Source organism: Pseudoxanthomonas sp. (assembly GCF_035999195.1).
In the GTDB taxonomy this organism is placed as follows: Bacteria; Pseudomonadota; Gammaproteobacteria; order Xanthomonadales; family Xanthomonadaceae; genus Pseudoxanthomonas_A.
Genome location: NZ_DASYGY010000003.1, coordinates 1 through 4145, shown reverse-complemented (window position 1 = coordinate 4145; position 4145 = coordinate 1). Strand labels below are relative to the sequence as shown.

General features: G+C 56.3%; 5 protein-coding genes. All 5 read left to right on the top strand.

Annotation, left to right across the window (positions count from 1 at the left end; genetic code table 11):
• Positions 1–891: 891 nt before the first annotated feature.
• The 5 genes from VGN58_RS00645 (at position 892) to VGN58_RS00625 (ending at position 3960) form a co-directional block, all read left to right on the top strand.
• Positions 892–1356, top strand: coding sequence for a hypothetical protein (locus VGN58_RS00645; protein WP_327480628.1), 465 nt, complete (start codon positions 892–894; stop codon positions 1354–1356).
• A gap of 376 nt (positions 1357–1732) precedes the next feature.
• Entirely contained in the window at positions 1733–2062 is a 330-nt protein-coding gene (locus tag VGN58_RS00640; RefSeq protein ID WP_327480626.1) for a hypothetical protein, read from the top strand.
• A gap of 57 nt (positions 2063–2119) precedes the next feature.
• Positions 2120–2380, top strand: coding sequence for a hypothetical protein (locus tag VGN58_RS00635; RefSeq protein WP_327480624.1), 261 nt, complete (start codon positions 2120–2122; stop codon positions 2378–2380).
• A 73-nt stretch (positions 2381–2453) separates the two neighbouring features.
• The gene (locus VGN58_RS00630) at positions 2454–2909 is read left to right on the top strand and encodes a hypothetical protein (RefSeq protein ID WP_327480622.1); all 456 of its coding nucleotides are present in this window, start codon (positions 2454–2456) and stop codon (positions 2907–2909) included.
• An 820-nt stretch (positions 2910–3729) separates the two neighbouring features.
• Complete coding sequence (locus VGN58_RS00625) at positions 3730–3960, top strand: hypothetical protein (protein ID WP_253456716.1); 231 nt, start codon at positions 3730–3732, stop codon at positions 3958–3960.
• The last annotated feature ends 185 nt before the right edge of the window (positions 3961–4145 follow it).

Sequence of the window (4145 nt, the reverse complement as noted above, 5' to 3'; positions counted from 1 at the left end):
TGGCGGATGCTTTGTCCGTGCTCCCTGGCTTTCCGGACCCGTTGCGAGTCGCGGGCTTCGGGTTTACCTTGGCGCGCATAACAATTCATTCAAGCCGAACCCGCTTCGCGGGTCGGCTTAATTCTGGTGTTATGCGTGGGTTGGCGCATTGATGTTGTCGGCTTCGGTTATGCACTGAGCTCGGCCGAGTCATCAGCTTCGGCGTTGGTCGCTCGCTGACTCATCCGGACGACTGGCATCTCCGCACTTCGCTTCACTCGGCTTTGGACACACCGCGTTCGTGCCGCTCGGCAAAGGATGGCTTCATGACTTTCGGATTTGCGGCACTGTCGGCTTCGGTCTTTGCTGGCCTCGACCTGCTCCGTGCTGGCGGATGCCTGTTCCTTGCTCCCTGCTCTCCAGGACCCGTTGCGGGCCGGCGGCTTCGGGTTTACCTTGGCGCGCATAACAAGTCATTCAAGCCGAACCCGCTTCGCGGGTCGGCTTAATTCTGGTGTTAGGGCCAAGATGAAGCATCTCGCCATCCTGCTTTTGTTGCCGCTTACTTCATTGGCCGAACCGAGACTGGATACGGCAGTGATCCGGATAGCCAAATCCAGTATCACTCCGTCTGGTGAGATCGTAAGCATTGACGGCAACCGGCCACCAGACAGACCGACTTCCGTCATATACATGGCAGGCCCGCGCACCATAGAGTATCGATGCCCCGGCACCAAGACAGGTAGTGCTCCGGCTTCAATGCAACTGGAGCTGAAAGGAGGGATGGTCTATGAGCTTGTATGTCATGGTGCAAAAGCCACGGTGCGTGTCAGTGCACAGGCTTGGCCCTAACAGATCATTCAAGCCGAACCCGCTTCGCGGGTCGGCTTAACTCAAGGTGTTAGGCAGCTGATGAAGCTTTCAAGGTTTAACTGGTTCATTGTCATCTTATCGGCAGCTCTGTCGGTGTTCGGCTTCTGGTCATTTGCAGTAACACTGGCGCCGATCCCGGGACAACTGCTGACCGAATCAGGAACCATTGCATCCGCTGAGGCGCATCGTCGCAAAGGCGGCATCTCAAGCATCCGATTCAAAGTGGCGCCCAGTGGCCGGGAGTTCTCCTACCCGGACATTCTCAAGAACCCGGAAGCTGTCTGGAACAGGATCGAGCGTGGTTACCCCGTCGTAGTGCATTACGCCAATCCAGATGAGCCTGAGCTTTGGGGGTTGCGTGTCTCCGGAGAGAGCTTGATTACTTCCTCCGAGGCATACGCAGCTCGCCGAGAGAATGGCTATTGGGGCTTGGCACTCGGCTTTGGCTTCTTCGCCTCTTGCCTGTATATGTTGTTTGTGGAGGGGCGGCGCCACGCTGCCTAACAATTCATTCAAGCCGAACCCGCTTCGCGGGTCGGCTTAATTCCGGTGTTAGGCCAATGAAGAGACTCTTTCTTTATTTGACTCGTTTGGCCACGATCATCATGGCAATGGCGGAAATTGTTCTGTCACTCCCTCCGATTGCGAGCCTGTACTTAATCTTGTTCGAGGGAGCCCAGCCCGGAGACAGCCTTTCTCCAGAGGGTCTTGTGCTTCCGCTGTACCTGTCGCTAGCTTTGCTTGCTCTTGTTGTCGGCTTGCTCTGGGGCGCTTACGTGGCTGATCGCTTTGCGGTTTCAAGACTGCGAGCATTGGCCTAACAATTCATTCAAGCCGAACCCGCTTCGCGGGTCGGCTTAATTCTGGTGTTAGGCCGCTGATGACAGTTGTAATGATCTACGGGTTCCAAGGTCGCTTTTCCGGTGACTCCAAGTACACCTGGAGCCACCCCGACGTTGGTGCCACTCACAAATGCATGCTCTTCCTTAGGCAGCAATCTGAGGCCTACGACTTCGAGGCAGCGCTAGACGAGTGTGGCCGATACGGCTTTACAAATATTGAAAACATGCGCGGCGGCAAGCTCCAGATAGATGTCCTAAACACGGACCTCTATCGGGGATTCGCTGGCTTCTATGAAGAAGCTCTGAGTTCGGGGGCCGCTCTGGTCTACTATCCTCACAAGGATGCGGCAGATGGCGACGCGGCCTAACAATTCATTCAAGCCGAGCCCGCTTCGCGGGTCGGCTTAATTCCGGTGTTAGGCCGCATGAAAGATAGGCGCATCTCCAAGTTCGTCACCATCTTTGGCTCGCTACTTGGGCTGATTGCTATCGGCTATGGTTCCATTGCGTTGTTCCTTAGCCCCTCGGAGCCGATGCTCGACTGCGGCGCCAAATGCAATACGGAGCAAGCGCTCTTCGACCTGCTCGGGTCACCGCTTTCCAATCTTGTCATTGGATTCGCTTGGATAGCTTCCGGCCTACTAGTGATTGTGGCTATGATCAGGCTGGGATGGGGGCGCAGCTGATGCGTCTGCGGCCTAACAAATCATTCAAGCCGAACCCGCTTCGCGGGTCGGCTTAATTCAGGTGTTAGGCCCCTTGGGGAGAAGACTGCTCAAACCTGAAATTGGCGATCTCTTCGCCATCCCGCTGCCTGATGGCGATCAAGGCCTCGGACAGGTTGTTGCTCGGATCGACGAGCTTGGCGCTGTTGGATGCGCCTTGTTTGATCACAAACATCGTCCGTCTGATTCGGTGCCACCATTGGGCCAGCCTATTTCCGTGGTGCTGTCCACATCAGACCTGCTTCAGCGACGCTATTGGCCGATTCTAGGCAATCGCCCCGTGACAGTTTCCGCCACATATTTCACCTGGGAGGCGTTCCGTGATGCCTATTGGGTTGGCGTATCGATTCAAGGCTCTGGCATCATCCACGAGTTCATGGAGGCCTACCACGGGTTCAGTCCCTGGGACGCGATGGCAGATCCTGATTACTTCACCAAGCTTCTCATCAAGTGCAATAGGCCGCCGAGCGCTTACGTGGTCGGGGCCTAACAAATCATTCAAGCCGAACCCGCTTCGCGGGTCGGCTTAATTCAGGTGTTATGCGTGGGTAGGTGTGTTGATGTTGTCGGCTTCGGTGATGCGTCGACTTCTGCAGCGCTATCGGCTTCGGTGTTGGTCGCTCGCTGGCTCATCCGGGCGACTGGCAGTTCCGCACTTCGCTTCACTCGGCTTCGGATGCATTGTGTTCGTGCCGCTCGGCAAAGGATGGCTTCATGACCTTCGGATTTGCGGCACTGTCGGCTTCGGTCTTTGCTGGCCTCGTCATGTTCCGGGCTAACGGACCGTTCTTCCGTGCTCCCGGTTCTCCCAGACCCGTTGCGGGCCGCTGGCTTCGGGTTTACCTTGGCGCGCATAACAATTCATTCAAGCCGAACCCGCTTCGCGGGTCGGCTTAATTCTGGTGTTAGGCGGCAATGAATCTTCCCCATATCCTACGGAAGCTCTTCTCATCGCCGATCTTCTTTGTTGCTCTTGGCTACTTAGCAGCGATTGCCTCGCTGCTGGCGCAAGACGCGGTGCTTCGAGGTGACCTGATTCCCGGCAGCGCAGCCAGTGACCTGTTGGCAAGCACTATTGTGCCCCTCACCTTCTTTGGGCCCGCAATCGGAGCTGGTCTTGGAGTTCGCAACGTATTGAGTCGCCGGAGACTTGGAGAGAGCGTTCTTGGACTGCTGGCATCGTCGCCCCTTCTACTTCTGTGGGCTCTAGCACTTGTTCGGTCGATTCGCTATGGCATGCTTGCCGCCTAACAATTCATTCAAGCCGAACCCGCTTCGCGGGTCGGCTTAATTCCGGTGTTAGGCCTTGTATGCCGCAGAAACGCAAGCACAAAGTTCATGTTGCCCAGCTGACCGCTGGCGGCAAGTACACCTATCCTTGGATCTCGCACTCAACCGGTGAGGCTGAGTTCACGGCAAGCTATGGCACCTGCTATTACAACGGCCTTGTCCTGGTCCGCGACCACGGCAGCATGTCTGGCGGCAACTACATTGACCAAGCCACAAGCGATGCGTACCGAGTTACCCAGGCCAAGGCCTAACAAATCATTCAAGCCGAACCCGCTTCGCGGGTCGGCTTAATTCTGGTGTTAGGGCTCACGAGCAGCAATCACACAACTTGGAGGTGCACGATGAAAGCTGTAGCCGCATTTGTGTTTCTGACTAGCGTTTCTCTTGCTGCATCGGCTGGCGCCCCCGAGCGCGTTCAGTTCACTGGCACTTTGCA

Bases quoted from the DNA above. Each gene is read 5' to 3' on its own strand.
- VGN58_RS00645 (WP_327480628.1), top strand. From the start codon at position 892: ATGAAGCTTTCAAGGTTTAACTGGTTCATTGTCATCTTATCGGCAGCT.
- VGN58_RS00640 (WP_327480626.1), top strand. From the start codon at position 1,733: ATGACAGTTGTAATGATCTACGGGTTCCAAGGTCGCTTTTCCGGTGAC.
- VGN58_RS00635 (WP_327480624.1), top strand. From the start codon at position 2,120: ATGAAAGATAGGCGCATCTCCAAGTTCGTCACCATCTTTGGCTCGCTA.
- VGN58_RS00625 (WP_253456716.1), top strand. From the start codon at position 3,730: ATGCCGCAGAAACGCAAGCACAAAGTTCATGTTGCCCAGCTGACCGCT.